We start from the raw sequence: 25162 nt of genomic DNA on the forward strand, positions 1-25162 counted from the left end.
CCGACCCGGCCGGCGCCGTCGAGCAGCGCCCTGGCCAGCCGTGGGTGCGCCCCGGCGGCGGCGATCGAGCGCCCCCGCGCCGTGATCCGACCGTCGGCGTCGACAGCGCCCAGGGTCTCCAGGGTGTCCCGGGCCACCGTCATCGCGGCTGCCGGCGGCGCGTCGGGCAACGCGAGCCCGACGCCGTCCGGTCGGCCCCAGGCGGCCAGCTCCAACGCGAAGCCGGTGAGATCGGCGGTGGCGATCTCCGGCTCGGCACGGGCGGGCAGCCGCTCGTGGGTCGCCGCCGACCAGCAGCGGTAGACGTACCCGGGGGCCTCCCGGCCGGCCCGGCCGGCCCGCTGGGTGGCGGCGGCGCGGGAGACCGGCACGGTGACCAGCGCGCCCAGCCCACGGGCCAAATCGATCCGGGGCACCCGGGACAGCCCGGCGTCCACCACGATCCGCACGCCCGGGACGGTCAGACTGGTCTCGGCCAGCGCGGTGGCCAGCACCACCCGCCGTCGGTCCGCAAGCCGAAGCGCGGCGTCCTGCTCGGCGCCGCGTTGACGGCCGTGCAGCGGCAGCAGCGCGACCGCGTCCCGCAGGTCGGCCAGCCTGCCGGTGACCGCGGCGATCTCGCCGGCCCCGGGCAGGAAGACGAGCACGTCGCCGTCGTGCTCGCGCAGCGCCCGCCGGACGGTGGCGGCCACGTGGTCGAGCAGGGCCCGGTCCACCGGCCCGGCTCCGGGCGGGGCGATCGGGCGCGCCGGGGGCACCCAGATCCGCTCCACCGGGTGCAACGCCGAGTCGGCCCGTACCACCGGGGCCGGGGTGGGCCCGCCCAGCAGCGCGGCGAACCGGTCGGTGTCCGGGGTCGCCGACATCGCCAGCAGCCACAGGTCCGGCCGGAGGGTGGCGCGCGCCTCCACGGTGAAGGCCAGCGCGAGGTCGGCGTCGAGTTGGCGTTCGTGGCACTCGTCGAGCAGCACGGCACCCGTGCCGGGCAGTTCCGGGTCGTGGTGCAGCCGGCGGACCAGCAGGCCGGTGGTGACCACCTCGATCCGGGTGGCCGGGCCGACCCGGCGCTCCCCGCGTACCGCGTAGCCGACCCGCTCACCGACCCGTTCGCCGAGCAACTCGGCCATGCGCCGGGCAGCGGCACGGGCCGCCACCCGGCGGGGTTGGGCGATCACCACCCGACCGGTCACCCGGTCGGCCACGGCCAGCGGCGCGAGGGTGGTCTTGCCGGTGCCCGGCGGGGCCACCAGCACACCGGCGCCGGCCGCGTCGAGTGCCGCGACCAGCGCCGGCAGCACCGGACGGACCGGCAGGTCAACTGTTACGTCGGAGAGCACGGCCCAGTCTCGCACCGGGACGGGTGCGTCAGGAGCGACGGACCTCGCCGACGCCGAGCACGAAGGCCCGCCAGGCCGGCGCACCGAAGGCGAGCACCGGGCCGGAGCGGTCCTTGCTGTCCCGGACGGCGACCTGACCGTCGACTGTCGCGACCTCCACGCAGTTGCCGTTGCCGCTGCTGCGCGTGCTGGTGCGCCAGTCCGCTCGGGTCAGGTCGTACGCCGTCATCCGCGGTACCTCTCGTCTGCGTCGGCGTGCCGCAGAAGCGGTCACGCAAAGTTACGAGAAGCATGCTCAAGACGGGTCAACGACGCCGTCGGATCGAGCGCCATCCGGCACAGCTCCTCGTGCAGAAGGCTATACCCGAGCACATGATCGGCTTCCTCCAGAGCCAGTCCCATCGTGAGGTTATCCAGGTAAACCACGGACGCGTCGGCGGCGTCGGCGAAGTTGAGGATCACGTACGGGGTGCTCATGGCCGGATGCCCGCCAGCCGCGAATGGAAGTACCTGGATTGTCACGTTGGGTAGTTGCGCGATCCGACTCATGTGGACCAGTTGTTCGGCCATCACCGCGGTGCCGCCGACCGGGCGCAGGAGCACCGCCTCGTTGAGGATCACCGACAGGTCGACAGGGTCCTCGCGGCGCAGCACCTCCTGTCGGCGCAGTCGGGCGGCGACCTTGCGCTCCAGGCCGTCCTCGCCGGCGGTGCGCCGGAAGATCTCCCGGGCATACGCCTCGGTCTGCAGCAGCCCGGGCACCGACTCGGCCTCGTACGTGCGCAGCGCCGCCGCCTCGGCCTCCAGCCCGACGTAGAACTCGAACCACTCGGGGAGCACGTCGCTGTAGTTCTGCCACCATCCGCGCTGCTGTGCCCCCCGGGCGATCTCGATCAGCGCCTCGGCATCCGAACCGGTCACCTCGTACAGCGCGAGAGCGGCCCGGACGTCGCGCGGTTTGATGCCGATCTGTGCGGTCTCGATCCGGGAGAGGTTGCTCTTCGACATGTCGAGCTGACGGGCTGCCACATCGAGGGTCATGCCCGCGCGTTCCCGAAGTTGGCGGAGTTCCCGGGCGATGCGGCGTCGCCGCACTGTCGGGCTGGCGGCGTGCCGGATGGCGGGAGTGGCGGTCACCGTCCGAGTCTGCCACGACAAGATCCGCAGGTCGCAGATGCACGGAGTGCAACTTTCAAATCTGGGAGTTGCGTTGCAGTAGCTGTCGGTGCATCCTTTCCCGGTCGCGATCACTGTGGACACACCTGTGCGGGAGGACCGTTGCTCATCGCCGACGAGTTCTTCCTCATCGCACACAACGACAGTCGCGGCAAGGCCAAACTGCACCCGGCGGCGACCGGGCTCGGGCTGGCCGGCGGGCTCCTCGGCGAGTTGATCCTTTATGGACACATCACCGTCACGGCCGGGCAGATCACCGTCATCGACCGACGTCCGCCGGCCGATGCCCTGGCGCACACAGTGCTGGACCAGTTGGTCGGTGAGTCCCAGCACCGGGAGCTGCGCACCTGGCTGAGCTTCCTGGCGCAGAGCGCCACGACCTCGGTGGGGGAGCGGTTGGCCCGCGCCGGGGTGCTACGCCGCCAGGAGAGCCGCCGGCTGCTGCGTACCACGGTCAGCTACCTGCCGATCGACCTCAACGCGGTGGCCTGGCCGGCCACCCGGCTACGGGCCCTGCTGGACCGGCCGGACCCACCTGGCGTGCCGGACGCCCTGCTGCTCGGCCTGGTCGTGGCCGCGGGGCTGACCCGCGAGGTGCTGTGGAGCGCCGGCCCCCGCGCGCACCACCGGTTGAACGTCCTCATCCCCGCGCTGCCGGCACCACTCAAGGAACTCGTCGGGCACACCGAGGCCGCCGTCGGCGCCGCCGTGCTGCGCGGCATCCCCTGATCCCCCGGTAACCCCCAACCCTCCCCTCGACAATCGGAGTAGTCGTATGCCCCCGACATCGACAGTCGACCGACCCAGCAACGTCTCCGAAGCCCTGGCCCGAGGCCGTCTCGGCATCCCCTCGGTGATCTTCTTCGTCCTCTCCGCCGCCGCGCCGCTGACAGTGGTGGCCGGCGTCGTCACCACCGGCTACGGCGTCATCGGGGTGACCGGCATCCCGCTGGCCTTCCTGCTGATCGCCGCGGTGCTCGCGCTCTTCTCGGTGGGTTACGTGGCGATGTCCCGCCGGGTGGAGAACGCCGGCGCCTTCTACGCCTACGTCTCCCGTGGTCTCGGTCGACCGGCCGGCGTGGGCGCCGCCTGGGTCGCGCTGATCGCGTACAACGCGTTGCAGGTCGGGCTGTACGGCACCATCGGCGTGGCGGCCGAGCCGGTGCTCGACCGGCTCTTCGGCGGGCACCCGCACTGGGCCGTCGTGGCCCTGGTGGCGTGGGCGTTGGTTGGCCTGCTCGGCCTGCTCCGGGTCGACCTCAACGGCATGGTCCTGGCCGCGCTGCTGGTCGCCGAGATCGTGGTGGTCCTCGTCTTCGACCTGGGACAACTCGGCAACCCTGCCGAGGGTGGGGTCAGCTTCGCCCCGTTCTCACCGGACAACCTCTTCGTGCCGGGGGTCGGCGCGGTGCTGGTGCTCGCCGTCCTCGGCTTCGTCGGCTTCGAGTCGGCGGTGGTCTTCAGCGAGGAGAGCAAGGACCCGAAGCGGACGGTGCCGCTGGCCACCTACCTCTCGGTGGCGATCATCGCCGGGCTGTACGCGCTGTCGTCCTGGACCATGACCGTCGCGGTCGGGCAGGACCAGATCGTCGCCGAGGCCGGCGAGCAGAGCGTCGGGCTCATCTTCAACCTTGCCGCCGCGCACCTCGGCGACACAGCGGTCACCATCGGGCAGGTGCTCTTCCTGACCTCGGTGCTCGCCGCGATGATCTCGTTCCACAACACCACGGCCCGCTACACCTTCGCGCTCGGTCGGGAACGCGTGCTGCCGGCGGTGTTCGGGCAGACCTCGGCCCGCACCGGGGCGCCGCGGGCCGCCTCGGTGGCGCAGAGCGTCCTCGGACTGCTGGTCATCCTGCTGTACGCCGTCAACGGCTGGGATCCGGTGGTTCAGCTCTTCTTCTGGGTCGGCACCACCGGCGGCTTCGGTGTCCTGCTGCTGATCGCCACCACCTCGGTGGCGGTGATCGCCTACTTCGCCCGCTCCGCCGGGGGCGAGAACCTCTGGCGACGGGCCATCGCGCCCGGCCTGGCCACCATCGCGCTCTTCGTGATCATCTGGTTGGCCGTGTCGAACTTCGCCAACCTGCTCGGTGTCGCGCCCGACTCGACGCTGCGCTGGGCGCTGCCCGCCGCGTACCCGGTGGCCGCCCTGCTGGGCATCGGCTGGGCCCTGCTGTTGCGCAGCAACCGCCCGGACACGTACGCCCGGATCGGCCTGGGGGCCGCGAGCGCCGCGGCGGCCGTCAAGCCGGAGTCACCAGCCGCCGTGGAGGTGACCCGATGAGCGTGGTCATCGAGCAACTAGGGCCGGAGGAGACCACCCTCGTGGCGGGTCGGATCGCCGAGGCGTTCACCATCCTGGAGGTGACGTACTGGCTGGTCCCCGACCCGAGCAAGCGGGAGGCGGTACTGGCCGGCGACTTCGAGATCCTGGTCGGGCACGCGATGCGGCACGGCATCGTCCACGCCACAGCGGACCGGGCCTCGGTCGCGGTCTGGTTTCCGTCGGTCGGCCAGCCGGCGCCGCCGCCGGCGGACTACGACGCCCGACTGGCCGCCGCCTGCGGCGAGTGGACCGACCGTTTCCAGCACCTCGACGAGCTGTTCGCGGCGAACCACCCGCACCCGGACCACCACCACCTCGCGTTCCTGGCGACCCGGCCAGACCGGCAGGGGCAGGGCTTGGGGAGCGCGCTGATGCGCCACCACCACGCCTGGCTGGACGCCAACGGGATGCCGGCGTACCTGGAGGCGAGCAGCCCGCGCAGCCGGGACCTGTACGCGAAGCACGGCTACCTGGCCGGCGAGCCGTTCCGGGTGCCCGACGGAACGCCGTTCTGGCCGATGTGGCGCGAGCCGGTCGGGCACTGAGCCGGTTGGTTGACGCGACCAGCACGCCCCGTGGTCGCACTGTAACGCTCACGTGACAGCACGGAGGGCCGGGTCCATGGACCCGGCCCTCCGTGCGTCAACCGGTCAGTACGTGCCGTCGAGCTGGCCGCGCAGCTTGGTCAGCGCGCGGGTCAGCAGCCGCGAGACGTGCATCTGCGAGACACCGATCTGGTCGGCGATCTGCGACTGGGTCAGGTTGCCGTAGAAGCGCAGCGTGAGGATCTTCTGCTCGCGCTCGTCGAGGGTGGCCAGCGCCGGGCCGAGGGCGACCCGCAGCTCAGCCAGCTCGAACTCGCTGTCCTCGCCGCCGAGCATGTCGCCCAGCTCGGTGGCGCGCTCGCCGTCGCCGGTCGGGGTGGACAGCGACACCGCGTTGTACGCGCGGGCGCCCTCCAGGCCCTCCAGCACCTCTTCCTCGGTGAGCTTGAGGTGCGCGGCGATGTCGGCGACCGTCGGCGAGCGGCCGAGGGTCTGCAGGAGCGAGCTGTTGGCGTCGGAGATGGCCAGCCGCAGCTCCTGGAGCCGGCGGGGCACCCGGATGTCCCAGGTGCGGTCCCGGAAGTGCCGCTTGAGCTCGCCGATGATGGTGGGGATCGCGTAACCGGCGAAGTCGACACCGCGCTCGGGGTCGAACTTGTCGATGGCCTTGATCAGGCCGATCGCGGCGGTCTGCGCCAGGTCGTCGTTCGGCTCGCCGCGCCCGCTGTAGCGGTGGGCCAGGTGGTTGGCGAGCGGCAGCCAGGCCTCGATCGCCCGGTCCCGCAGAGCGGCGCGCGACGGGTGGTTGGCGGGCAGCGCCGCCATCGCGTTGAGCAGATCGGCGGCGCTGTCGGTGAGAGCGCGCGGGTCGAGCTTGGTGGTGGCCTTGACGGCGGCGCTCGGCTGCTCGGTGATCGTTGGCGCGGTCATGGGTGGTCCTCCCTGCACCTCGTCCGCTGACGAAAAAGACGTGACGCTTTGGTTTAGCTTCCAATGGGCCGTTCGGGAGTCACCTTAACCTGATCGTCTCCCGGAAATCTAGCCGAAAGGTTGATGTACTTAAGGTGTGTCGAGCAATAAAAGGGGCAAATGGCGCGGAAGTTGGGGTGGTTGTGAGGATCCTTACCCGTTGTCGTCGCTACGGTCCGCCGCCCGGTCCACCGCCGGTCGGTCGGCCGGCTCGGCCGATCGGCCCACGGGTCGCGTCGACTGGTCAACATGAAATCCGACAAGTCGCCAGGAGTGTCGACTATCCGTCCTTGTCCCGCTGGTGGGACCGGCCGTAGCGTCGCGTGTACACACCCGGTTCGGAGGCACCGTGCTCGATCCAGCCGCTCCCCAGCTTGTCGTGAACAGCCGCACCCTCTACTTCAGCTGGCTGCCGGCGGATCCCGACGCGGTCGCCGCGCTGGTCCCGCCGGGGCTCTGCCCCCGCCCCGACCGGCAGGTCTTCCTCAACCAGTACATCGTCGACGACGAGACGCAGACCTCCGGCTTCGGTGCGTACTCGCTGACCTACCTCGGCGTCTCGCTGCTGGGCGTCGACGCGCCGGGCGGCCTCAACGCCGGTGGCTGGTGGACCCACTACGTGGCCTCCAGCCGGCTGGTCCGTGAGTACGCCCTCGCCCGCGGCGCCCCGGTGCTCGCCGGGCGCACCCGGATCGACGTGAACGGCGAGGACCTGGTCTCCGAGACGGAGATCGACGGCACACCGTTGGTCCGGGCCCGGTGTCGGGTGGGGGAGACCGGTCACGTGATCAGCAGTGGGCACCACCGCTACTTCACCCGGCGCGACGGACAGTTGCTCAGCTCGGCCTACCCCTTCGTCGCCGAGCCGGTCGCCCCGTTCGAGATCGAGTCGGTGGAGTTCCTCCAGCCCGGCCACCCGATGTACGCGCTGCGCCCGGCCAACCCGCTGACCATCGGCTTCGGCTACTACTCACCGCGCTCGTCGTTCGCCTACCCCGGCGGGCTGCACGTGCACGCGGTCGCCGCGCCGGAGCCGTCCCGACCGCGTCACCAGGTGCCGGCCAGCCTCGCCCGCAGCGGCCTGCCGTCCGGGTCGTAGACCAGCCGGTACATCGGCAGCGCCCAGGCCCGGGTGTACCACGGCAGCCGTTCGGGGCGGTGCGGGCGCAGCCGCCCGGGCGGCCGTTCTCCCACCTGGCCGTCGTCGTACCACTGCTGTAGCGCGTCGGCGGCGGCCGTGGCGGCCGCGACGGCGTCCGCCGGGTCCAGCAGGTCGGCGTCGTCCGCGCCGTCCGGGTCGCGGTCCAGGTGCTCGCGCCACAGCCGCAGTCGCAGGTCCCGGGCGAAGCTCCGCGCGCCGTCGCCCCGCCCAGCGGGGTCGGTGGGCTCCCGCTGGTCGGGGGTGTCGTCGAGCACCGCGCAGGACAACTCGCTGTCGTGCGTCCAGGACCGCCGGTTGAAGTTGTCGCTGCCCACGCTGGCCCAGACGTCGTCGATCACGCAGACCTTCGCGTGTACGTAGACCGGGCCGCCGGCGTGGTTCTCCACGTCGAACACGTGCACCCGGTCCGGTGCGGCCTGCTCACACAGTGACAGCGCCTGCTCGCGCCCGACCATGTTCGGCGGCAACGCCAGCCTGCCGTCCACGTCCGGGTGGCGGGGGACGACGGCGATCAGGTGCAGGTCCGGGTTGTCCCGCAGCGCGTGCGCGAACAGGTCCGCGACCTCGGCCGACCAGAGGTACTGATCCTCCAGGTAGATCAGCCGGCGGGCCCGGCGTACCGCCTTTGTGTAACCCCGGGCCACGGTCCGCTCCCCGTGCGGTGCGAACGAGTAGCGCGGGCGGACGGCGGGGTAGGTGCGCAGCACCTGGATCTGGTGCGGACCGCAGGGCGGCGGATCGGCCGGCTGTTCGGGCAGCGGGTCGGGGCGCAGGTCCGAGCCGCGCAGCCGGTCCCGCAGGTAGGCCACCGGGTTCTCCGAGTCCAGCGGCATCGGGTCGGTCCAGCGTTCCCGGAACAGGGTGTCCAACGCGCCGACCACCGGACCGCGCACCGCGAGCTGCACGTCGTGCCAGGGCGGATTGGGTCCGTACCGGGGGGACATCTGCACCGGTTGCGGGTCGCCGTGGTGCGCGGCGTCGTCGCGGCGGCTGTGGCACAGGTCGATCCCGCCGGCGAAGGCGACGTCCCGCTCGGGCGCGCCCTGGTGCCGCAGCACCACGAGCTTCTGATGGTGCGAGCCGCCGCGCCGGACCCGTTGGTCCAGCAGCACCTCGCCACCGGCGGCCGAGATCGTCTCGCTGAGGTCGCGGTTCTCGGCCTCGCTGTACGCCAGGACGTCGAGGTGCGAGCGCCAGATCAACCCCTTGACCACCACACCGCGCTGCGCGGCCTGCGCGAAGAGCTGGGCCACTGTCGGACCGTCCGGGCGCAACCGCTGGTCCGGGTCACCCCGCCAGTCGGTGAAGAACAGATGGTCGCCGGGGCCCAGGGCCTCGACCTCGCCGACCAGCCGGTCGAAGTAAGCGGCACCGTGAATCAACGGCTCGGCGAGGTTTCCCGTGGTCCATACGGGTATGCCAGAGACCGGGTTGGCGCGTTCCTCAGCGGTGAGGAACCAGTCCTGCAACGGCACCGTCCAGCCCCCCTGGAGGTCGGCAACGTCCTCACGGTAGGACCCCCGACGCGGGTCCGCACGCCAGGCCCCCGACCGGTGACCTGGCCAACGCCATCAAAAGCGACGCGACAACAGCCGAGGAGGCCACACCATGCCCCGCGACACGACGAATCCCGTGACCGAGAACCGCGAGCCGGCGGTGGAGAGCGAACGGGGTGCGCTGGTAGCGGTGTTGGTGATGGTGATTCTGGGCGTCGCCGGGATTTTTGCGGTCTCCTGAGGCGGCGCCGACGCCCCCGGGGTGAACCGGAGGCGTCGGCGCCGAACCCAGCGGTCGACAGTGGTCAGGGCCGGGTGCCCTGGCCGCCGGTGTGCGGGAGCCGCTCGGTGGGGATCACGCCGAGGCGGCCGGCCTTGAAGTCCTCGAATGCCTTGAGCAGCTCGTCCCGGGTGTTCATCACGAACGGGCCGTACTGTGCCACCGGCTCCCGGATCGGCTGACCACCCATGATGTAGAGGTCCAGTGCCGCGGTGTTGCTGTCCTGCGAGGTGTCGGCGCTGAACCGCAGCGCGTCACCCGGGCCGTGCACCGCGAGCTGGCCGGTACGCACCGGACGCCGGTCGGTGCCGACGGTGCCGCGACCGCCCAGCACGTACACCAGGGCGTTGAAGTCGGGCCGCCAGGGCAGGTCGACCTGCGCGCCCGGCTGCACTGTGACGTGCGTGATGGTGATCGGGGTGAAGGTCGAACCCGGGCCGCGGTGCCCGGCGACCTCGCCGGCGATGACCCGGATCAGCGCGCCGCCGTCGGGCGTGGTGAGCAGCGCCGACTCCCGACCCCGGATGTCCTGGTAGCGGGGCGGGTTCATCTTGGCCGAGCGGGGCAGGTTGACCCACAGTTGCGTGCCGTGGAAGAGCCCGCCGCTCATCACCAGGTGCTCCGGCGGCGCCTCGATGTGCAGCAGGCCGCTGCCCGCCGTCATCCACTGGGTGTCGCCGTCGGTGATGGTGCCGCCACCACCGTTGGAGTCCTGGTGGTCGAAGACGCCGTCGATGATGTAGGTGACGGTCTCGAAGCCGCGGTGCGGGTGCCACGGGGTGCCCTTGGGCTCGCCCGGCGCGTAGTCGACCTCGCCCATCTGGTCGAGGTGAATGAACGGGTCCAGGTCGGTGGTCGACACCCCGGCGAAGGCGCGACGAACCGGGAAGCCCTCACCCTCGAAGCCGCTGGGCGCCGTGGTCACCGTGCGGACCGGGCGGATCGTGGCGGCCTCGTCGAGGCGGGGCAGGCGGGGCAGGACGAGAACGTTGTCGACGGTGATCGCGGGCATGTCGAGGCTCCTAGCGTGAGGCGGGGGTGGTCGAGCTGACCCGCGATGCCCGCAGGCGCTCGCCGAGCCGGTCGAAGACCCGGGTGAGGCAGGCGACCTCGGCATCGTCGAGGTCGTCCATGAGATGCGTGCGCACCGACGCCAGATGGTGGGGTGCGGCTTCCCGCAGGGCGAGCAGCCCGGCGGCGGTGAGCACCGCCTCGCTGCCGCGCCGGTCGTCCGGGCAGGGCTCCTTGCTGACCAGGCCACGACGCTGCATGGAGGAGACCTGGTAGGTGAGGCGGCTGGGCGAGAAGATCAACCGGCTGGCCAACTCGCCCATCCGTAGCCGCTGCCCCGGCGCCTCGGAGAGCAGGACCAGCACGTGGTAGTCGGCGAAGCTGAGGTCGCTGTCGACCCGCAGATCCTCTTCCAACTGCGTGTAGAGACGCTGGCTGGCCTCGATGTAGGCGCGCCAGGCGGCCTCTCGGGTGCTGTCCAGGCTCTCGGTCATGTCCACGACGATAGCACTCTTTCAAAATTTAAGTAATGTCGTTAAGCGTCGCCTGCGTCACTTCCTCACCCGCTGGCGGCTGGATCGTGCAGCTTTGAAGGAAACCCGCGTTAATCCGGCGGCGCCCAGGCCGCAGGTTGTGCCAGACTCCGGCCTCGTGGAACACGTGGAACTCTCCGCCGCCGACCTGTTGCTGCGCCCCTGGCGAGACGCGGACGCTCCGGCGGTGCGCGACGCCCTCCGGGACCCGGCGATCGCCCAGTGGAACCCGCAGGGCGGCGACCCGATCGACGACGAGGTCGCGCTGCTCTGGGTGCGTCGCCGGGCCGACTGGTCCACCGGCGGCCACGCCTCGATGGCGGTCACCGCGGCGGCCGACGGCGAACTGCTCGGCTCGGTGTCGCTGCACCGCATCCACGACGGCGACGCGTCCATCGGCTACTGGACGGTGCCCGCGGCGAGGGGGCGTCAGGTGGCGGTGCGCGCCGTCGTCCGGCTCACCGACTGGGCGTTCGCGGATCTCGGGCTGCACCGGGTGGAGTTGTGTCACGCGGTGGCCAACCCGGCGTCCTGCCGGGTCGCCGACCGCGCCGGCTACCCGGCCGAGGGGACCCTGCGCGAGTCGTACCGGTACGGCGACGGCCGCCGCTACGACGAGCACCTGCACGCCCGCCTGGCCACCGACCGTTAGCCGGAGGCGGACCGGGGTCCGAACACGCTCCGGCCCCGGCCGCGCAGGTCGTCTCGAACCGTCACTCGGTGACCTTGCGGAGGAATGTCGCGAGGGCGGTCCTGACGCGCTCGATCCGCTCCGGCAGGGGCAGTGGCTCGGGCGCGGGGGGCCCGGCGTGCTTCTTCCCGCGCAGGTACAGCGAGCAGGCCAGGTCGGAGCACAGGTACGTGCCCACGGAGTCGCCCTGCCGTCCGCTCGGGCCGGCCTTGGGTGCGGTCATCAACGAGACGCCACCGCCGAGGTGGGTGGTCAGGCAGAACGAGCACATGCTGTGCCGCACGCGCCCCATCTGGTGCTTCGCGGCCCGCAGCACCACCCCGGCCAGCTTGCCGTCGGTCTCGGCGACCAGGTAGGCCCGCTGCGGGGCGGAGGGATCCCGCCAGCCGAGAAAGTCGAGGTCGTCCCACTGGCGCATTTCAAGATCATTCGGTACGGCCAGCCGCTTCGCCTCGCCCTTGCTGCAGTTGACGAAGGACGCGCGGATGACGGATTCGGTCAGGACCAACATAGGTAGTAGCCTAGCCCTCTTAGGCAAGCGATTATTACGGCTAGGTTGGGAGTGTGCTGCATGGCACGTGCCGGGGTGACCGTCGAGCGCCTGACGCTGGCCGCGGCCGAGCTGGCCGACGAGGTGGGGGTCGAGAACGTCACAGTCGCCGCGCTCGCGCGCCAGTTCGGGGTGAAGGACGCCAGCCTGTACTTCCACCTCAAGAACGCACACGAACTGCGGGTCCGGATCGCCCTGCTGGCACTGGCGGAGCTGGCCGACCGGGTCGCCGCCGCGCTCGCCGGCCGGGCCGGCAAGGACGCGCTGGTGGCGTTCGCCAACGCGTACCGCGACTACGCGCGAGAGCACCCGGGCCGCTACGCGGCCATGCAGATCGACCTCGACCCGGAGACCGCCGCCGCGAGCGCGGGCGTCCGGCACGCCGAGATGACCCGGGCGATCCTGCGCGGCTACCGGCTCTCCGAGCCTGACCAGACCGACGCGGTGCGGATGATGCACAGCACGTTCCACGGGTTCGTGAGCCTGGAGAAGACCGGCGGCTTCCGGCACACCCCGCGCCCCACCGACGACTCCTGGTCGCGCGCCCTGGACGCCCTCGACGCCGTCCTCACCAACTGGCCGTCGCGCTGAGCTGCCGCAGAGCCACGGCATAGGCTCGGTGGTGTGGATGATCTGGAGTTGGCCGACTGGCGGGAGCGGGTGGCCCGGCTGTACCTGTCCGACGTCGACCTGGCCGGCTTCCGCGCCGGCCGCGACGAACTCTTCGCCACCCATCCGCAGAGCCCGATCCCCGTGGCGGAGAGGTCCGACTTCGCCGGGGTGCGCTACTTCCCGCCCAACCCCGAGGCCGTGGTCGAGGCGCCCCTGCGGTCGGCCAGCGGTGAGCTGCGCATCGACACCGGTGGCCCGGACGGGGTGGTCGCGTACCGGCGGGTGGCGGTTGCCGAGACGTCCTGGGGGCCGCTGACCCTGTGGTGGATCGAGGCGTACGGGGGCGGGCTGTTCGTTCCGCTGCGCGACGGCACCTGCGGTCGGGAGAGCTACGGCGGAGGCCGGTACCTCACCGACACGGTGAAGGGCACCTTCGGCCGGGGCGTCGAGCTACTGCCCGGCGACCGGGTCCGGCTGGACGCGAACTACCTCTACAACCCGAGCTGCGCCTACGACGACCGCTGGGCCTGCCCGCTGGCACCACCGGAGAACCGGGTCGATGTGCCGCTGCGCGCCGGCGAGCTGACGTACCACGACTGAACGGCCGCCCGCCCCGAGTGCTGCCGGGGCGGGCGGCCGGTCGTCGCTCAGCCGTTGGTGGCCGCCCGTCCCGACATCTGCATCCGACCGAGCAGCTGCCGCGCCTGGTCGGCGAGCTGCGCGTCGACTGTCACCGCGTACTGGCCGGCGCGCAGTGAGCTGGCCGAGGTGAAGTCGCGCTGGCCGCCCGTCATGGCGTGCGCGACCGCACCGAACACGGCACCCCAGATCGCACCGATGACCAGCCCGACCAGGATCACCGCCAGCCAGTTGCCGACGGTGAAGATGCCGAACAACAGGCCGATGAAGAGCCCGAACCAGGCGCCGGTACCGGCGCCGAGCAGACCGGCTCGACCGGTGGTCATTCGCCCGAGCACCGTCTCCACCAGGGTGAGGTTGGTGCCGACGATGGCGCTGTGCTCCACCGGAAAGCGGTTGTCGGCCAGGTAGTCGACGACCCGCTGCGCGGTCGGATAGTCCTGGTACGAGCCGATCGTCACGGTCGGCGGGCCGGCCTCCGGCCCGTGGCCGTCCCCGCCCGGGGACGACAGGCGGCCGGCCGGCCCGGATGGAAGCAGGTCGCCACCCTGTGTGCCGGACCGCCAGGCGGCGGTCGGCTCCGAAGCTGACGTCATGAGCATCCTCCCTCGTCAGCTCGCCGCGTTCCCGTCCAGGCCGACCGGTAACGCGGTCTCCACCGCCGGACAGGAGGGGAATGGGCGCGGACTGCCCGGGTAGGCAGTCAGGTGGAGAGCGGACAGATCAGCGACTACGGGTTCCTCGCCGACGGCCGCACCGCGGCGCTGGTGGACGCCTCGGGCTCGGTGAACTGGTGGTGCCCTGGCCGGTTCGACGCCCCGTCGGTGTTCGGGCGGCTGCTCGACGAGGGCGCAGGGCACTGGTCGATCCGACCGGAGGTCGATTTCACTGTCGAACGGAGCTACCTGGAGGACACCCTGGTCCTGCGGACCGTCTTCCGTACCGCGCAGGGGGAGGTCGCGCTCACCGATGCGCTCGCCTTCGAGCCCGGCTCGCGAGGTCACGACATAGGGATGCACCCACCGCAGGTGCTGGTCCGTAGCGTGCAGGGACTCTCCGGTGCGGTGCCGATGCGGGTGCACTACCGTCCGCGCTTCGAGTACGGGCGCACCACCGCGTACCTGGTCGAGCGTGAGGACATGCTTGAGGCCATCGCCGGGGCCGTGCGGCTCACCTTCCGCAGCAGCGTGCGGTTGGCGTGCGGCGACGACGGCGATGCCGCAGCGACGTTCACCGTCCGCGCCGGCACGACCCACAACTTCAGTCTCGGGTACGCCCCGACCTACGACGCACCACTGCCGGAGGTACCGGACGCCGACCAGACGATCGCCGACACCGTCGCAGGCTGGCGGTCCTGGGCCGACGAGCACGAGTACAAGGGCTTCTACGCCGAGGAGGTGCGGCGCAGCGGGCTGGTGGTGCAGGGCATGACGTACCGGCCCAGCGGCGCGGTGGTGGCCTCGGTGACCACCTCGCTGCCGGAGAAGCTCGGCGGGGACCGCAACTACGACTACCGCTACGTCTGGGTGCGCGACTTCAGCCACACGCTGCGGGCGCTGTGGCGGTCGGCGTGCTTCGACGAGGTGCGGCGGCAGTTCGCCTGGTTGGGCCGGGCGATGGGCCGAATCGGCGACCAGCCGGTGCCCATCATGTACGGGGTGCTGGGGGAGCGGGACCTCACCGAACATCGGCTGGACCAGCTCGGCGGTTACCGCGACAGCCCGCCGGTGGTGACCGGCAACGACGCATGGCGGCAGCGGCAGAACGACATCTACGGCGCGGCCATGGACGCCGCCTGGCTGATGCGCGACCAGCTGGAACCGTTCGACCCGGACGTCTACCACCTGCTCCGGGTGCTCGCCGATCAGGCCGAGCAGGACTGGAAACAGCCGGACGCGGGGATGTGGGAGGAGCGTGGGGTGCAACACCACCACGTGTCCTCGAAGGTGGAGTGCTGGGTAGCGCTGGACCGGGCGGTCCGCTTCGGCGACCAGCTCGGCGGGCCGCAGGACCTGGCCCGCTGGACGGCGGCCCGGGACGAGGTGCGCGCGGCGATCCTCGAGCGGGGGTGGAGCGACCGGCTCCAGTCGTACACCGGGATTTTTGATTCCGACGAGCTGGACGCGTCGGTGCTGGTGATGCCGCTGGTGGGTTTTCTGCGTGCCGATGACCCGCGGATGCGCTCGACGGTCCGCGCGGTGGAGCGGCGGCTGTCGCACGACGGCCTGCTGCGGCGCTGGGACGGCGACCCGGCGGGCTTCGTCATCTGTTCGTTCTGGTTGGTGAGTTGCCTGGCGTTGGGCGGCGAGCGGGAGCGGGCGCACGAGTTGTTTCGCGATCTGGCTGGTCGGGTCAACGACCTTGGCCTGTTCGCCGAGCAGATCGACCAGCAGACCGGGGAGCAGTTGGGCAACTTCCCGCAGGCGTTCTCGCACATCGGCCTCATCAATGCCGCCGGTGTGCTCACCGACGTCGAGCAGGACCCGACGTTGCGCGATTGCGGGATGCCCCCGGCGCACTTCACTCCGACGCGTCGCTGAGCCCGTACTTTCGTGTAAATCTTGACAACTTTCGATCCGATGACGCGAAGTTCTATCGCCTTCCAGTGAAAGACGTTAATGTCCGGGAAACACCGCGGTGCTCCTCCAGTCGGCGGGAGCGGCACCGAGATCCCCCGGACAGCTGGAGGTCTCGTGTCCCGCACTCTGCGTCGACGGCTCGTCAGCGCCACCACACTGCTCACCGTCCTGGTCACCCTCTGCCTCGTTCCACAGGCAAGCGTTCCACCGGCCGCCGCGTCCCCGGCCCAGGCCGCCGCCCTCGCCCCGCCCGCCACCATCGGTTTCGAGAAGGTCGCCCTCGACGGCGGCCTCTCCATGGGCGAACCGATCGAACTGGCCGTCGCACCAGACGGCAAGGTCTTCTACATCAACCGGGGCACCAGCAGCGCCGGTGGTCAGGTCCGCCTCTACAACCCGGCGACCAGGTCCACCACGGTCGCGCTGACCCTGCCACTGGACGCCCGCTTCGAGGACGGCCTGATCGGCATCACAGTGCACCCGAGCTTCGCGAGCAATCGCTGGGTCTACCTCTTCTACTCGCCCAAGGTCACCCCACTGGTCAACCGGATCAGTCGGTTCACCTTCAACCCGTCCACTCTGCTGCTCGACCCGGGCAGCGAGGACGTGCTGATCGAGTGGCCCACCGAACGCGATCTCTGCTGCCACTCGGCCGGCTCGATGAGCTGGGACACGGCCGGCAACCTGTACTTCGCCGTCGGCGACAACACCAACTCCGGCGGCGACTCAGCCGGGATGGCCCCGATCGACGAGCGGACGAACCGTAACGCCCAGTACGACGCCCAGCGCACCTCGGGCAACACCAACGACCTGCGCGGCAAGATCAACCGGATCCACCCGGAGAACGACGGCAGCTACACCGTCCCCACCGGCAACCTCTTCGCCGCCGGCACCGCGCGAACGCGGCCGGAGATCTACGTGATGGGCGTGCGCAACCCGTACCGGATCTGGGTGGACCGCAAGGCCAACAACACCCTCTACTGGGGCGAGGTCGGCCCGGATGCCGGCACCGACCTCGCCAACCGTGGCCCGGCGGCCTACGACGAGTTCAACCGGGCCAACGGGCCCGGCAACTACGGCTGGCCGTACTGCGGCGGCCCCAACGTCGCCTACAACGACTGGGACTTCGCCACCGCCACACCGCGTGCCTGGTTTCCCTGCGGCGGCTCGACCGGCCCGGTCAACAACTCACCCCGCAACACGGGGGTCCAGCAGCTCCCGCCGACGAAACCGGCGCTGGTCTGGGAGCAGCACGGCGGCAGTGAGGACTGGCCGGCGCTGGACAACCCGGGTGGGTGCGGGTCGCCCAACCACGTCGAGGTCTACCACTACGACCCGAACCTCGTCTCGGACGTGAAGTGGCCGGCCTACTACGACAACAAGTGGCTGATCTCCGAGTACTGCCGCAACTGGATCAAGGAGGTCCAGTTCGACAACGGCAACCCGTCCACCGGGGCGCCGACCGTCATCGAGCCGGTGCTCGCCGGCATGAAACTCGTCCACCCGATCGACTGGCAGTTCGGCCCGGACGGCTCGCTCTACCTGCTGGAGTACGGCAGCGGCTACTTCTCCGGCGCGGTCGACGCCGGTCTCTACAAAATCAACTACGTCCAGGGTGGCCGATCGCCGGTAGCCAAGGCCACCGTCAACCGGGACAACGGACTGGCCCCCCTCTCGGTGACCTTCTCCAGCGCCGGCAGCTCTGACCCGGACGGCGACCCGCTGACGTACGCGTGGGACTTCACCAACAACGGCAGCACCGACTCGACCGCCGCGAACCCGTCCTTCACGTACTCCGCCAACGGCAGCTACAGCGCCCGGCTCACCGTCAACGACGGCACCGGCCGCAGCGCCACCACTGTGGTGTCGGTGGTGGTCGGCAACAACCGGCCGACTGTCACGTTGACCGGCCTGCCCGCCGGCGGGCTCTTCGACTGGGGACAGGACCTGGCGGTGGGCGCCACGGCCAGTGACCCGCAGGACGGCACGCCGGCCTGCTCGGCGGTGGTCGTCCGGGCCGCGCTGGGCCATCAGGAGCACGCCCACGAGGAGGGGGAGGGGACCGGCTGCGGCGCGACCTTCAACACCGGCCCGGTGCACGCCGGCCCCGACTCGGTGCTGTTCTTCGTCCTGCGGGGCAGCTACACCGATCGCGGCGCGACCGGCTCCGCCGCACTCACCGGTGAGCAGGAGATCAGCCTCTACCCGAAACAGTGGCAGGCCGAGCACTTCGTCCAACTCAACGGCCCCAAGGTGATCGACCAGGCGGCGGCCGAGGGTGGCAAGCGGCTGGGTGACGTCCAGAACGGCGAGAGCGTCCGGCACCACGCGGTGAGCCTCAAGGGGATCACCGGCGTCCGGGCCCGGGTCTCCTCCGGCGGCCCCGGCGGCACCATTTCCTTCCGGTACGACTCACCGACCGGCACCGAGGTCGCCCGGATCGCGGTGCCGAACACCGGCGGCTGGGACAACTACACCGAGCTGAGTGCCACTGTGACCAAGCCGGACGACGGCACCCACGACCTGTACCTGGTCGTCACCGGCGGCAGCGGGGCGTTGCTGGACGTGGACAGCTACACCTTCACCGGCCCTGGCGTCGGCACCGGCGGGGCGCGCACCGGTGAGGTCAAGGCCCTCGGCAAGTGCGCGGACATCGCCTCCAGCCAGACCGCGAACGGCACCAAGGTGCAGACCTGGACCTGCAACGGCACCGCCGCCCAGCGCTGGTCCCTGCCCGGCGACGGTACGGTGCGGGGGCTCGCCAAGTGCCTGGACGTGAAGGCGAGCGGCACCACCGACGGCACTCTCGTGCAGCTCTACGACTGCAACGGCAGCGGGGCCCAGCAGTGGGCCGCCCAGCCGGACGGCAGCCTGCGCAACCCCCAGTCCGGACGGTGCCTGGACATCCCCAACTCGGACCTCACCGACGGTCGGCAACTGCGGATCTGGACCTGCAACGGCACCGGGGCGCAACGCTGGACCCTGCCGTGACCGCCCCCTGACCGGCTCGGCACCCGTACCCGAGCGTCGATGACGCACGGGGCCGGGCGGCGGAGGCGGAGCCCGGCCGTCCACCCACGTCCCCCGGGTGGGCGGCCGGGACTCGGGGGACAATGCCGGGTATGCGGCTGGTGCTCACGGCGGACACCCACGTACCGAAGCGGGCCCGGGACCTACCCGGGCCACTCTGGGCGGCCATCGAGGCGGCCGACCTGGTGGTGCACGCCGGCGACTGGGTGGACGAGGCCCTGCTCGACGCCATGACCGCGCGATCGCGCCGACTGATCGGGGTGTACGGCAACAACGACGGCCCGGCGCTGCGCGCCCGGCTGCCGGAGGTGGCCCGGGTCGAGCTCGACGGACTGCGGGTCGCGGTGGTGCACGAGACCGGGCCCCGGACCGGCCGGGAGAAGCGGTGCGCGGCCCGCTTTCCCGATGTCGACCTGCTGGTGTTCGGGCATTCGCACATCCCCTGGGACACCGAGGCAACCGGTGGGCTGCGCCTGCTCAACCCGGGCTCACCCACCGACCGCCGCTCCCAACCCCACGCCACCTACCTCACGGCCGAGGTGCACGCCGGCATCCTCACCGAGGTCCAGCTGCATCGCCTGCCCCGCCCCTGACCCCACCCCGCCCCTCACCCGCGATCTTGCACCTGCTGACGACGATTTGCGCCTCGCGTGCCCTTTTGTCGTGACAGGAAGTGCAAGATCGCGGGTGAGGGGGTCGGGGTTACTGGCCTCGGCCCGTTTCGGCCTGAAGCTCGTCGATGCGCTTGGACGCCTCGGCCTTGGTCAGGTCGTCCGGGAGGTCGGCGTGGGCTTCCCGGGCAAGCGTGCTCAGGTAGGACTCCTGGGCGGCGGTCGGCGGCTCATCCCCGGTGACCCACTCGTCCGGGTCCTTGATCGCGGCGTTCTGGTCGGCCTGCTCGGTGCGGCGGTCCGTCATCATCATCACCCTTTCTTTCGAACAGGTGTGCCAGTACCCCGATCATCAGTGGTTCATGCCCGAACGCCGCCACCTACGATCATCTGATGACGGAGGACCGGTCGAGCGTGGTGGTGGTCGGGGCGGGCATCGCCGGGGTGGCCTGTGCGGTCGAGTTGACCCGGGCCGGGGTGCCGGTGCAGATCCGGGAGCGGGGGCACGTCTGCGGTGGCCGGATGGCCAGCAAACGCTTCCAGGGCCGGCCCGCGGACATCGGCGCCGCCTACTTCACCGCCACCGACCCGGACTTCGCCGCACTGGTCGAGCAGTGGCGCGCCGCCGGGCTGGTCCGCGAATGGACCGACACCTTCCAGGCGTACGACCGGAGTGGCAACCACGAGGTGCCCGGGCCGATGCGCTTCGCCGCCCCCCGTGGGCTGCGCTCGTTGGTCGAGCACCTGGCCGGCTCGGTGCCGGTGACCGTCGACCGGCTGGTGCTCACGGTGGAACCCGGCCCGGTCGTCGACGGGCAGTCGTGTGCGGCGGTCGCCCTGGCCATGCCGGGTCCGCAGGCCGCCCTGCTGCTCGACCCGGCCCTGACCGACGCCACCCGGGTCGTACAGGCGCAACGCTGGTCGCCGTCGCTGGCCGCGGTGCTGCGCTTCCCGACCCGGCGCTGGCCGGACTTCCGGGGTGCGTTCGTCAACGAGCATCCGGTCCTCAACCTCGTCTGCGACGACGGTGACCGGCGCGGTGACGGCGCGCCGGTGCTGGTCGCGCACACAGTGCCTGAGTTCGCGGCCGGGCACCTGGCCCAACCCACCGGGGCCGGCCCGGCGATCGAACAGGCCGTCCGGGACCTGCTCGGGCTGCCCGAGCAGGCCGTCGACGTGCACGTGCACCGTTGGACGTACGCGAAGCCGACCAGCGACGCCGGCGGCGCCACCCACCACCTCGACGCCGACGGAATCGGCCTGGCCGGCGACGCGTTCGGCAAGCCCCGGGTGCAGAGCGCCTGGCGCTCCGGCCGGGACCTGGGCCGTGCACTGGCCGCCCGCCTGGCCTGAGTCACCCGCTCAGGCGTGTCCGGCTGCCGCGACCGGCCGAGCGTCGGCGTCCCGCTCGGCCGGGTCGGAGGTCCGCTCTCCCTCCCGGTCCAGCAACTGCATGACCGGGGTCGCCGCGACGCCGTGCACCACGACGGAGACGAGCACCACCAGCCCGACGGTCGCCCAGAGCAGCTCGGCCTGCGGGAAGTCGGCCTTGGTGGTGGCGTAGGCGAGGTAGTAGAACGAGCCGACGCCGCGAATGCCGAACAACGAGATGACCCAGTGCTCGGCCGGGCGTCCCGGTGCGCCACGCAACGACAACCAGCCGATCAGCGGCCGCACCAGGAACACCAGCGCCAGCCCGACGGCGGCCGCCGGCCAGGTCAGTGGGCCCAGCAGACCACCCACGATCGCGCCGCCGAGCAGCAGCAACAGCACCAGGGTGAGCAGCCGTTCGACCTGCTCGGCGAAGTCGTGCAGCACCGAGTGGAACTCGTGGGTCCGCTCAGCGGCCCGAATGGCCCGGGCGGCCACGAACACCGCCAGGAAGCCGTACCCGCCGACCACCTCCACCAGCCCGTACGCCAGGAACGTGGCGGCCAGCGCCAGGAAGCCCTCGGCGTGCCGGGCCAACCGCAGGTCACTGGGCGCGCGGAAGAACAGCTTGCCGAGCAGCCAGCCGATGAGCAGCCCACCGCCGACGCCGATGCTGATCTTCCAGAGCACGTCCACTGTGAACCACTCGGCCAACCAGTCGCTCGGGGCGAGGCTGGTCGAGGCGATGGCGATGGCCGCGTAGACGAACGGGAACGCCAGCCCGTCGTTCAGGCCGGCCTCCGAGGTCAGCGCGAAGCGGACCTCGTCCTCGGAATCCTCCACGTCGGTCGGCTCGCCGACCTGCACGTCGGCGGCGAGCACCGGGTCGGTGGGCGCCAGCGCGGCGCCCAACAACAGCGCGGCGGCCGGCACCAGCCCCGCCCACCACCAGCCGAGCACTGCCACCGCCGCGATGCACAGGGGCATCGCGATCGCCAGCAGTCGCCAGGTGGACGACCACCGCCGCCAACTCAACGGCCGGTCAATCTTCAGCCCGGCGCCCATCAGCGCGACGATCACCCCGATCTCGGTGAGGTGGGTGGTCAGCTCCGGGTGGGCCAGGGGGTCCGGTGACGGCAGCCCGACCGGCAGCAGGAACACCAGCATGCCGAGGGCGAGGAAGGCGATCGGCATGGACAGCGGGCGCCGCTCCAGCACCCGCGGCAGGATGCCCGCCAGCAGGGCGCCCAGGCCCACCAGCGCGAACGCCACATCTACCGGCTCCACGGCACCACCCTTTCTGGCCGCACCCGCGAGGCGCGGGCAGGTGGTGACAGTCCTTGCCCCGCAAGGGCTCCGGCTATGCGCGTCCGCGCCGGTGGACCCGAGTGATCCTCACCGGGGTCGGCTGAGCGGCGAGTCCGCCAACTCGTGCAACAGCGCGGCCGGGTCGTCGTACACCGACACGGCACCCGCGCCGGCGAGCTCGCCGCGGCTGGTGCCACCGCAGGTCAGGCCCACACATGGAATGTTCAGCTTCCCGGCCGCGGCGACGTCCCACACCGAGTCGCCGACGAAGACCACCCGCTCGGCGGCCAACCCGGACTGCTCCAACGCGGCGACAAGGATGTCCGGTGCCGGCTTGCTCTGCTGGGCGTCCGCGGAGGAGGTGATCGTGTCGATCACGTCATCGGCGGCCAGCGCCCGACGAAGCGCGCCCACCTCGGGTTCCGAGGCGGACGTGGCCAGCACGACCCGCAACCCCCGCTCGGCGCAGGCACGCAACAGGTCGGCCGCCCGGGGTAGTGGCGTGAGCCGTTCCCAGTACTCGGCGTAGAGGGTGTCGTGCGCGTCGCGCAGCTTCGAGTCGGCGTCGCGGTCCCGCTCCGGGCCGAGGAGATGATCCAGGAGTTTGTCCGATCCCATCCCGATCGAACGGTGCACCACCGCCATCGGCACCGGCTGATCGGTCTGGCGTAACGCCTCCCACCAGCTCACGGTGTGCAGATAGGTGGTGTCGACAAGGGTGCCGTCGACATCGAAGAGGACCCCGGCGGGCCGGTCGGTAGCCATGGGCGTCCTCCTACCCTCGGGCGGTTCAGGGATGCGCGGCCGGCGGCGTGAGGATCTCGAACCAGACCGTGGAGCCCCGGACCGACGGGTCGGTGCCCCAGGCGTCGCTGAGTTCCTCGATCAGGCCCAGGCCGCGCCCGCGACTGCTCAACGTGTCGGTACGGGCCCGGGTCACGGTGCCCCGGGTGCCGGAATCCGCGACCGAGACGAGCAGCCGCTCGGCGCTGAGGTCAATCTCCACCCGGGCGGCCGTGCCGGCGTGCAGCAACGCGTTGGTGGTCAGCTCGCTGGTGCAGAGCACCGCCGCCCCGATCACCGACTCGGGCACCTGCCACTCGGTGAGCTGGCCGGTCAGCCAGTGCCGGACCCGGCTGGGCGCGGTCGGCTCGGCGGGCACCTCCATGCTCGCCGAACGACTCGGTTTGAGCGCGTGCTCGACCGCCAGCACGGCCACGTCGTCCTCCGTGCCGCCCGGGACCGCCGCGGTGGCCACCGCGCAGAGTGCCCGTGGGTCGCCGCTGCCGGCCTTGGCGATGGCGTCGCTCAGGGTGGCCAGCCCGGCGCTCAGGCTCTGCCGGCGACGCTCCACCACCCCGTCGCTGAACAGCAGCAGGGTGTCGCCGGGGCGGAACGGGACGGTAGTGGTGCCCGGCCGGCCGCCCAACCCCAGCGGCGGCCCGGCCGGGACGTCGACGTACTCGGCGTGGAACCGACCATCCGGGTCGCCGCGGCGGATCAGCGGCGCGGGGTGCCCCGCGCTGGACAGGGTCAGCTCCCGCCGCTCCGCGTCGATCACCCCGAACGCCACTGTGACGAACAGCTCGTGGGTGCCGGCCTCCACGCCGAGGCTGGTCACCAGCCGGTCCAGGCCGCCCAGGACCGCAGCGGGCGTCGGGTCGGCCAGGGCCAGGGCGCGCAGCGCGGCCCGGACCTGCCCCATCCGCGCGGCGGCCTGCACGTCGTGACCGGCGACGTCGCCCAGCACCACGCCGAGCGAGCCGTTGGGCAGCAGGAACGCATCGTAGAAGTCACCGCCGGCCGCGTTGCCGTCCACGCCCGGGTCGTAGCGGGCCGCGATCCGCAACCGGGGCAGATCCGGCAGGTGCTCCGGCAACATGCTGCGCTGCAACAGTTGGGCCGTGCCGTGCTGGGTCTCGAACCGGCGGGCCCGCTCCGCGGCCTGGCCGATCAGCTCCGCCGAGGCGGCCAGCAGCGCCCGCTCGGCGGGAGACCAGGTGTGCGGGACCTGGTAGCCGACCGCCAGCCCGCCGCGGATCACCGAGGTGCCCAGCGGCAGGGCCGCCATCGCCCGGATCTTCTGGTCGTGGCGGTCCACGGCGGTGTCCCGCAGCGGCTGCCCGTCGCGGGTGAACGACGGGGCGCCGGAGCGGGCCGCCTGCACCACCGGGGCCGACCAGTCCGCCGGTGCGCGCCGCCAGAGCGGGGGAAGCCGCTCGTCGGCCTCGTCCAACAACTCGCCACGAACCCGACGCACCATGCGCCAGCCACCGCCGCCCTCGTCGACAGCGAACGAGGCCTGGTCGGGGTCGAACGTGGTGATCGCGTACCGCAGCGCCACCCGGGCCACGTCGTCGAGGGTGAGGGTGCCGGCGAGCGCCGCGGCCACCTCGCTGAGGCTCTGCAACTGCTCGGTGACGTGGGTGGTCTCGGCCGCGACCGTCAACACGCCGACGATGTGACCTGCGCTGTCGCGCACCGGTGAGTAGCCCCGGGTGAAGACCGCCTGTTCCACCGTCGCGGAGTGCCCCCGGACCAGCGGCAGGGTGGACTCCTTCTCCAGGAAGGCCTCGCCCTGCCGGTAGCAGCGCTCGATCACCGCACCGACGCCGGGCAGCGCCCAGATCTCCGCGAACACCTCGGAGGCCGGACGACCGAGGGCGCTCGGGTGCTTGGTGCCCAGCAGCTCGGCGTAGCCGGCGTTGTAGAGCAGGACGAGGTCGTCGCCGTACGCCAGGGCCATCGGCATCGGCGAGGCGAGGACCAGCTCCACCACGGCCTGGAGGGCGACATCCCAGCCGTCGGCCGGGCCCAGCGGGGTGCTGGCCCAGTCGTGGGCGAGCGCGCCGACACCCGGGCCGGACCCGGTGGGTGCGTCCGGGCCCGGAGTTGCTGGCGTGGGGACCCGCCCGACCGTTCCTGGCATGTTC

General features: G+C 71.6%; 25 protein-coding genes. 12 read left to right on the top strand and 13 right to left on the bottom strand.

Going from position 1 to position 25162, the window contains the following annotated elements:
* The 3 genes from GUI43_RS22445 to GUI43_RS22455 form a co-directional block, all read right to left on the bottom strand.
* Positions 1 to 1337: helicase-related protein (locus tag GUI43_RS22445; protein ID WP_283016240.1), on the bottom strand; the 1337-nt coding region annotated here is incomplete at its 3' end.
* Positions 1338 to 1365: 28 nt separating this feature from the next.
* Positions 1366 to 1566 carry a DUF397 domain-containing protein gene (locus tag GUI43_RS22450; RefSeq protein ID WP_112583435.1) on the bottom strand — a complete coding sequence of 67 codons (201 nt, stop codon included), beginning with the start codon at positions 1564 to 1566 and terminating at the stop codon, positions 1366 to 1368.
* 41 nt (positions 1567 to 1607) lie between these two features.
* Positions 1608 to 2432 (bottom strand): helix-turn-helix domain-containing protein, encoded by an 825-nt coding sequence (locus tag GUI43_RS22455; protein ID WP_258397738.1) that lies wholly within the window; start codon positions 2430 to 2432, stop codon positions 1608 to 1610.
* A 183-nt stretch (positions 2433 to 2615) separates the two neighbouring features.
* On the opposite strand from GUI43_RS22455, the gene GUI43_RS22460 reads away from it, so the two are divergent.
* From GUI43_RS22460 to GUI43_RS22470, 3 genes are read left to right on the top strand one after another with little or no spacing between them, the layout of a single operon-like run.
* The gene (locus GUI43_RS22460) at positions 2616 to 3242 is read left to right on the top strand and encodes a GOLPH3/VPS74 family protein (protein WP_112602179.1); all 627 of its coding nucleotides are present in this window, start codon (positions 2616 to 2618) and stop codon (positions 3240 to 3242) included.
* A gap of 46 nt (positions 3243 to 3288) precedes the next feature.
* A complete protein-coding gene (locus GUI43_RS22465; protein ID WP_112583433.1) occupies positions 3289 to 4800 on the top strand; it encodes an APC family permease in 1512 nt (503 codons plus the stop codon).
* Positions 4797 to 5387 carry a GNAT family N-acetyltransferase gene (locus tag GUI43_RS22470; RefSeq protein ID WP_112583432.1) on the top strand — a complete coding sequence of 197 codons (591 nt, stop codon included), beginning with the start codon at positions 4797 to 4799 and terminating at the stop codon, positions 5385 to 5387. The genes GUI43_RS22465 and GUI43_RS22470 overlap by 4 nt, the downstream gene beginning before the upstream one ends.
* Before the next feature lie 105 nt (positions 5388 to 5492).
* Here the strand turns inward: GUI43_RS22470 and GUI43_RS22475 are convergent, their stop codons facing one another.
* Positions 5493 to 6317: a SigB/SigF/SigG family RNA polymerase sigma factor gene (locus GUI43_RS22475; RefSeq protein ID WP_091401616.1), complete on the bottom strand. Its 825-nt coding sequence runs from the start codon at positions 6315 to 6317 to the stop codon at positions 5493 to 5495.
* Between the two features lie 388 nt (positions 6318 to 6705).
* Here GUI43_RS22475 and GUI43_RS22480 point away from each other — a divergent pair, with 388 nt between their 5' ends.
* Complete coding sequence (locus tag GUI43_RS22480) at positions 6706 to 7455, top strand: hypothetical protein (protein WP_112583453.1); 750 nt, start codon at positions 6706 to 6708, stop codon at positions 7453 to 7455.
* On the opposite strand, the gene GUI43_RS22485 is transcribed toward GUI43_RS22480, so the two are convergent.
* Entirely contained in the window at positions 7404 to 8993 is a 1590-nt protein-coding gene (locus GUI43_RS22485) for a phospholipase D family protein (protein WP_112699731.1), read from the bottom strand. The genes GUI43_RS22480 and GUI43_RS22485 overlap by 52 nt on opposite strands.
* Before the next feature lie 133 nt (positions 8994 to 9126).
* Between GUI43_RS22485 and GUI43_RS34955 the strand changes: the two genes are divergently transcribed.
* Complete coding sequence (locus GUI43_RS34955; protein WP_256441970.1) at positions 9127 to 9255, top strand: hypothetical protein; 129 nt, start codon at positions 9127 to 9129, stop codon at positions 9253 to 9255.
* 64 nt (positions 9256 to 9319) lie between these two features.
* On the opposite strand, the gene GUI43_RS22490 is transcribed toward GUI43_RS34955, so the two are convergent.
* Positions 9320 to 10306, bottom strand: a complete 987-nt coding sequence (locus tag GUI43_RS22490; RefSeq protein WP_112699732.1) for a pirin family protein — start codon at positions 10304 to 10306, stop codon at positions 9320 to 9322.
* 10 nt (positions 10307 to 10316) lie between these two features.
* Positions 10317 to 10799 carry a MarR family winged helix-turn-helix transcriptional regulator gene (locus GUI43_RS22495; protein WP_112583452.1) on the bottom strand — a complete coding sequence of 161 codons (483 nt, stop codon included), beginning with the start codon at positions 10797 to 10799 and terminating at the stop codon, positions 10317 to 10319.
* Between the two features lie 157 nt (positions 10800 to 10956).
* On the opposite strand from GUI43_RS22495, the gene GUI43_RS22500 reads away from it, so the two are divergent.
* A complete protein-coding gene (locus tag GUI43_RS22500; RefSeq protein WP_112699733.1) occupies positions 10957 to 11490 on the top strand; it encodes a GNAT family N-acetyltransferase in 534 nt (177 codons plus the stop codon).
* 61 nt (positions 11491 to 11551) lie between these two features.
* Here GUI43_RS22500 and GUI43_RS22505 read toward each other — a convergent pair whose 3' ends face one another.
* Positions 11552 to 12040 carry an FBP domain-containing protein gene (locus GUI43_RS22505; RefSeq protein WP_112583428.1) on the bottom strand — a complete coding sequence of 163 codons (489 nt, stop codon included), beginning with the start codon at positions 12038 to 12040 and terminating at the stop codon, positions 11552 to 11554.
* 60 nt (positions 12041 to 12100) lie between these two features.
* Between GUI43_RS22505 and GUI43_RS22510 the strand changes: the two genes are divergently transcribed.
* Positions 12101 to 12670: a TetR/AcrR family transcriptional regulator gene (locus GUI43_RS22510; RefSeq protein ID WP_112583427.1), complete on the top strand. Its 570-nt coding sequence runs from the start codon at positions 12101 to 12103 to the stop codon at positions 12668 to 12670.
* 33 nt (positions 12671 to 12703) lie between these two features.
* Positions 12704 to 13291: a DUF1684 domain-containing protein gene (locus tag GUI43_RS22515; protein WP_112602183.1), complete on the top strand. Its 588-nt coding sequence runs from the start codon at positions 12704 to 12706 to the stop codon at positions 13289 to 13291.
* A 47-nt stretch (positions 13292 to 13338) separates the two neighbouring features.
* Here GUI43_RS22515 and GUI43_RS22520 read toward each other — a convergent pair whose 3' ends face one another.
* Complete coding sequence (locus tag GUI43_RS22520) at positions 13339 to 13926, bottom strand: YflT domain-containing protein (protein WP_112583425.1); 588 nt, start codon at positions 13924 to 13926, stop codon at positions 13339 to 13341.
* Between the two features lie 111 nt (positions 13927 to 14037).
* Between GUI43_RS22520 and GUI43_RS22525 the strand changes: the two genes are divergently transcribed.
* From GUI43_RS22525 to GUI43_RS22535, 3 genes are all read left to right on the top strand, one after another.
* Positions 14038 to 15870 carry a glycoside hydrolase family 15 protein gene (locus GUI43_RS22525; RefSeq protein WP_112583424.1) on the top strand — a complete coding sequence of 611 codons (1833 nt, stop codon included), beginning with the start codon at positions 14038 to 14040 and terminating at the stop codon, positions 15868 to 15870.
* A gap of 153 nt (positions 15871 to 16023) precedes the next feature.
* Positions 16024 to 18900: a ricin-type beta-trefoil lectin domain protein gene (locus GUI43_RS22530; RefSeq protein ID WP_211326747.1), complete on the top strand. Its 2877-nt coding sequence runs from the start codon at positions 16024 to 16026 to the stop codon at positions 18898 to 18900.
* A gap of 131 nt (positions 18901 to 19031) precedes the next feature.
* Positions 19032 to 19532: a metallophosphoesterase family protein gene (locus GUI43_RS22535; RefSeq protein ID WP_112699735.1), complete on the top strand. Its 501-nt coding sequence runs from the start codon at positions 19032 to 19034 to the stop codon at positions 19530 to 19532.
* A 109-nt stretch (positions 19533 to 19641) separates the two neighbouring features.
* Here GUI43_RS22535 and GUI43_RS22540 read toward each other — a convergent pair whose 3' ends face one another.
* Positions 19642 to 19860 (bottom strand): DUF3072 domain-containing protein, encoded by a 219-nt coding sequence (locus GUI43_RS22540; RefSeq protein WP_091402204.1) that lies wholly within the window; start codon positions 19858 to 19860, stop codon positions 19642 to 19644.
* A gap of 104 nt (positions 19861 to 19964) precedes the next feature.
* Here GUI43_RS22540 and GUI43_RS22545 point away from each other — a divergent pair, with 104 nt between their 5' ends.
* Positions 19965 to 20903 carry an NAD(P)/FAD-dependent oxidoreductase gene (locus tag GUI43_RS22545; protein ID WP_167457732.1) on the top strand — a complete coding sequence of 313 codons (939 nt, stop codon included), beginning with the start codon at positions 19965 to 19967 and terminating at the stop codon, positions 20901 to 20903.
* Positions 20904 to 20912: 9 nt separating this feature from the next.
* On the opposite strand, the gene GUI43_RS22550 is transcribed toward GUI43_RS22545, so the two are convergent.
* From GUI43_RS22550 to GUI43_RS22560, 3 genes are all read right to left on the bottom strand, one after another.
* A complete protein-coding gene (locus GUI43_RS22550) occupies positions 20913 to 22208 on the bottom strand; it encodes a cation:proton antiporter domain-containing protein (RefSeq protein WP_112699736.1) in 1296 nt (431 codons plus the stop codon).
* A gap of 108 nt (positions 22209 to 22316) precedes the next feature.
* Positions 22317 to 22994 carry an HAD family hydrolase gene (locus GUI43_RS22555; protein ID WP_112583419.1) on the bottom strand — a complete coding sequence of 226 codons (678 nt, stop codon included), beginning with the start codon at positions 22992 to 22994 and terminating at the stop codon, positions 22317 to 22319.
* Between the two features lie 25 nt (positions 22995 to 23019).
* Positions 23020 to 25158 carry an ATP-binding SpoIIE family protein phosphatase gene (locus GUI43_RS22560; RefSeq protein WP_112699737.1) on the bottom strand — a complete coding sequence of 713 codons (2139 nt, stop codon included), beginning with the start codon at positions 25156 to 25158 and terminating at the stop codon, positions 23020 to 23022.
* Positions 25159 to 25162: the final 4 nt, after the last annotated feature.

The sequence above is a fragment of the Micromonospora noduli genome (assembly GCF_003264365.1).
GTDB classification, from domain to species: Bacteria; Actinomycetota; Actinomycetes; order Mycobacteriales; family Micromonosporaceae; genus Micromonospora; species Micromonospora noduli.